This is a genomic window from Kitasatospora arboriphila, assembly GCF_039528095.1.
Classification (GTDB): Bacteria; Actinomycetota; Actinomycetes; order Streptomycetales; family Streptomycetaceae; genus Kitasatospora; species Kitasatospora arboriphila.
In genome coordinates, this window is sequence record NZ_BAAALD010000003.1 from 1 (window position 1) to 3,466 (window position 3,466).

Genomic DNA, 3,466 nt, shown 5'->3' on the forward strand with positions numbered 1-3,466 from the left:
CTCGCCTACCTCGCCGCCGGCGGAACCCTCCACGGCCCGGCGAATCGCACCGGCGCCCGACCTGGCCGCCGCCCACCGGCGGCGACAGCCGGAGGCGCTGCTGCCCGGTGCCACGCGGGCACTGCGGTCCGCGACCCCGGACCTGGTCCACCAGGAGATCTGGGCGCACCTGCTGGTCCAGTACGCGATCAACTCCCTGCACTGCCGTGCCTCGGCCTCGGCCTCGGCCTCGGCCGGTGCCGGCACCGACCCGGGCCCCCGGGTCTGACATGCTGCTCCGGTGTGGCGTGAACTGATCCTGGAAGCGGCGGGCGACGCCGACCTCGGCGAGCCGGCGGGGGAGGAGGCGCTGGCCGCGGTCGAGGCGGCGCTCGGCCAGCCGCTGCCCGCCGAGTTGGCCGCGCTGCTGCGGGAGTGCGACGGGGTGCGGGGACGAAGCGGCGACGACGTCGTCTGGAGCGCCGAGCGGATCGCCCGGGACAACGCCGAGTTCCGCGCCGCCGCGGACTTCGCCGCGCTCTACATGCCGTTCGAGCCGCTGATGTTCTTCGGCGACAACGGGGGAGGCGACCAGTTCGCCTTCGTCCGCACGCCGCCGCGGACCGAGGTCTTCGTCTGGGACCACGAGACGGACAGCCGCTCCCTGGCCTGCCACGGCCTCGCCCAGTACCTCGGACGGGCGCTGCGCGAGACCGGCGACTGGTACCGGTAGCCGGGCCGCGTGCTCAGCCCGTGCGGGGGACGGGCAGCCGGAGTTCGGCGACCGCGCCGCCCTCCGGGTGGTTCCCCAGGTGCAGGGCCACCCCGATGGCCTCGGCGTGGCCCTGGGCGATCGTCAGGCCGAGTCCGTGGCCGTGGCCGCGTTCCCGGGCGCCGGTGCGGAAGCGCTGCGGGCCGTCGCGCAGCACGGACTCCGGGTACCCCGGCCCGTGGTCGCGGACGGTGACCACCGGCCCGTCCACCCGCACCCGCACCGGCGGCTCGCCGTGCCGGTGGGCATTGGCCACCAGGTTGGCCAGCACCCGGTCGAACCGCCGCGGATCGGTGCTGACCGTCGCGTCGGCGGACACCACCAGCTCGACCGGCCGCCCGGCGGCGGCCGCCGTGCGGGCCACCAGCTGCGCCAGCGGCAGGTCGGCCGGGTCGGCGGACTCGGCACGGGCGTCCAGCCGGGAGACCTCCAGCAGGTCCTCGGTCAGGTCGCGCAGCGCCCGTACCCGGTTCTGCACCAGCTCGGTGGGCCGCCCGTCCGGCAGCAGTTCGGAGGCGGTGAGCAGGCCGGTCAGCGGAGTGCGCAGCTCGTGCGCGACGTCGGCGGTGAAGCGCTGCTCGTTCTCCAGCCGGCTGCGCAGCGCGGCGGCCATCGAGTCGACGGCGGTGGCCAGTTCGAAGACCTCGTCGCGGCGGCGGCCGAGCGGTCCGATCCGTGCGTCGAGGTCGCCGGCGGCGATGGTGCGGGCGGTGCGGGCGGCCGTCCTCAGCCGGTGGCTGATCCGGTCGGCGGCGAGCACCCCGGCCAGCACCGTGACCGCGACGGACAGCGCCGCGGCGATCTGCACCGCCCGGTCGAGGTCCGCCACCGCCTGCTCGTCGCCCGCGAAGTCGAGGCGCACGGACACCACCCGGCCGCCGGCGCCGGCCGCCGCCCACATGGCGGTGCCGTTCGGGCCGGGGCCGAGCAGGGAGCCCTGCCGGCCCCGCGCGGCCAGTGCCCGCAGGTCGGCGGGCACCGCAGGGTCGTCCACCGCGGCGTGCCAGCCGCCGACCAGCTCGCCGGTGCGGTCGTACCCGGTGAGCACGGCGTCCAGGGCGGCCTCCGCGGAGGCCCGGGCCTGGTCAGTGTGCTGGCCCACCGACGCCCGGTGGACGAGCACGGCGACGGTGCACGCGACCAGGCAGGAGACCAGCGCGATGACGGCGGCGATCTGCCGGCGGAGCGTCACCGGATGCGCCGCAGGCGGTAGCCGAAGCCCCGGACGGTCTCGATCCGGCCCGCGCCGATCTTGGCGCGCAGGCGCTGGACGTGGACGTCCACCACCCGGCTGTCGGCGTCCCAGGAGTAGTCCCACACCCGGGAGAGCAGGGTCTGGCGTTCCATCACCACGCCGGGGGCGGCGGTGAACTCCAGCAGCAGCCGCAGTTCGGTCGGGGTGAGCGGCACCGGCTCGCCGGCCACCGTCACCTCCATCGCGTCGGTGTCCACCGCCAGGTCGTCGATCACCAGCAGCGCGGACGGGCCGGGCTGCGCCGCGTCCGCCGGGGCGCCGCCGGCCACACCGGCCGGGCCCGGGGCGGCGGGCGCGGCGGCCGGGCCGGTGCGCCGCAGCACGGTGCGGATCCGGGCGACCAGGACGGCGATCTCGAAGGGCTTCACCACGTAGTCGTCGGCCCCGGCCTCCATGCCGGAGACCACGTCGACCGCCTCGCCGCGGGCGGACATCATCAGGATCGGCAGGCTGCTCTCCTCGCGGACGCGCCGGCACAGGCCGACCCCGTCGAGCATCGGCAGCATCACGTCGATCAGCATCAGGTCCGGCCGCCGGGCACGGAACCGCTCCAGGCCCTGGAGGCCGTCCGCGGCGGTGTCGACGGGGAAGCCGTACCGTTCCAGCGCCATCTGGGTCGCCTCGCGGATCACCTCGTCGTCCTCGACGAGCAGGATCCGCGGCATGGGCGGCGCGGCCGGCAGGGACGGGATCGGTGCGGTCATCGCTGCCTCGCCGGGAGGGTGGGGACGGGGGACGGGGCGGCCGAGCGGCCGAGCGGCCGAGCGGCCGAGCCGATGACGACGCCGTCCGGGCGGGTGGGCGTGGGCGTGGGCCGGGCGGCGGGGACGGTGGGTTCGGGGGTCGGGCAGCCGGCCGCGCCGTCGGCGGGCCCGGTGTAGACGGTCTGCCGGTCGACGAAGGCCATCCGGACGGCGTTCCAGCGGTAGGTGCTGCTGGTGCGGGCGGTCGGCCCGTCCGGCTCGTGCAGGACGAGGTCCCGTCCGACGGTGTCGGCGGTGAACCCGGCGTTCGCGCCGACCGCCAGCACCGGGAGGACCTTCCCGTCCCGGTCGCTGTAGACGTGCAGCACCGCGCGCCCGTCGGCCTCCGCCGTCAGTACGGCGGTGATCAGCTCGGGCCGGCCGTCCCCGCTGAGGTCCCGGAACTGCGCGGGCTGGACGGTGCACCGGGTGCAGTCCCCGGACAGCGCGCGGTGTTCGAGGTCGGTCAGCGCGGGGTCGTCCAGCAGGACGGCCAGGGCGTCCAGTTGCCCGAGTCCGCCGGCCGGGGCGGCCAGGCCGGGCAGCGGGGACGGCGGCGGCGCGTCCGACTCGGCCCGCGGGGTCGCCGGGGCCGAGGTCGCGGCGGCCGGCCACAGCGGCTGCGGGCTGGGGTGCTCCGCGACCTGCCGGGCCGGGCCGGCGTCGTGCAGGGTGCCCGGGCTGTCGCAGCCGGCGAGCACCAGGGCCGCCGCGACG

The 3,466-nt window shown here is 77.1% G+C and carries 4 protein-coding genes and 1 pseudogene; 2 read left to right on the forward strand and 3 right to left on the reverse strand.

The features are described from left to right. Both ABD353_RS02245 and ABD353_RS02250 read left to right on the forward strand, forming a co-directional pair. Positions 1 to 268, forward strand: a pseudogene (locus ABD353_RS02245) (hypothetical protein); the annotation flags it as partial. Positions 269 to 280: 12 nt separating this feature from the next. Continuing rightward, positions 281 to 712 carry an SMI1/KNR4 family protein gene (locus ABD353_RS02250; RefSeq protein ID WP_344621714.1) on the forward strand — a complete coding sequence of 144 codons (432 nt, stop codon included), beginning with the start codon at positions 281 to 283 and terminating at the stop codon, positions 710 to 712. Between the two features lie 13 nt (positions 713 to 725). On the opposite strand, the gene ABD353_RS02255 is transcribed toward ABD353_RS02250, so the two are convergent. From ABD353_RS02255 to ABD353_RS02265, 3 genes are all read right to left on the reverse strand, one after another. Then, a complete protein-coding gene (locus tag ABD353_RS02255) occupies positions 726 to 1,943 on the reverse strand; it encodes a sensor histidine kinase (protein WP_344621715.1) in 1,218 nt (405 codons plus the stop codon). Next, positions 1,940 to 2,710 carry a two-component system response regulator CseB gene (cseB, locus tag ABD353_RS02260; protein WP_344621716.1) on the reverse strand — a complete coding sequence of 257 codons (771 nt, stop codon included), beginning with the start codon at positions 2,708 to 2,710 and terminating at the stop codon, positions 1,940 to 1,942. The genes ABD353_RS02255 and cseB overlap by 4 nt, the downstream gene beginning before the upstream one ends. Further along, positions 2,707 to 3,466: hypothetical protein (locus tag ABD353_RS02265; RefSeq protein ID WP_344621717.1), on the reverse strand; the 760-nt coding region annotated here is incomplete at its 5' end. The genes cseB and ABD353_RS02265, both read right to left, overlap by 4 nt.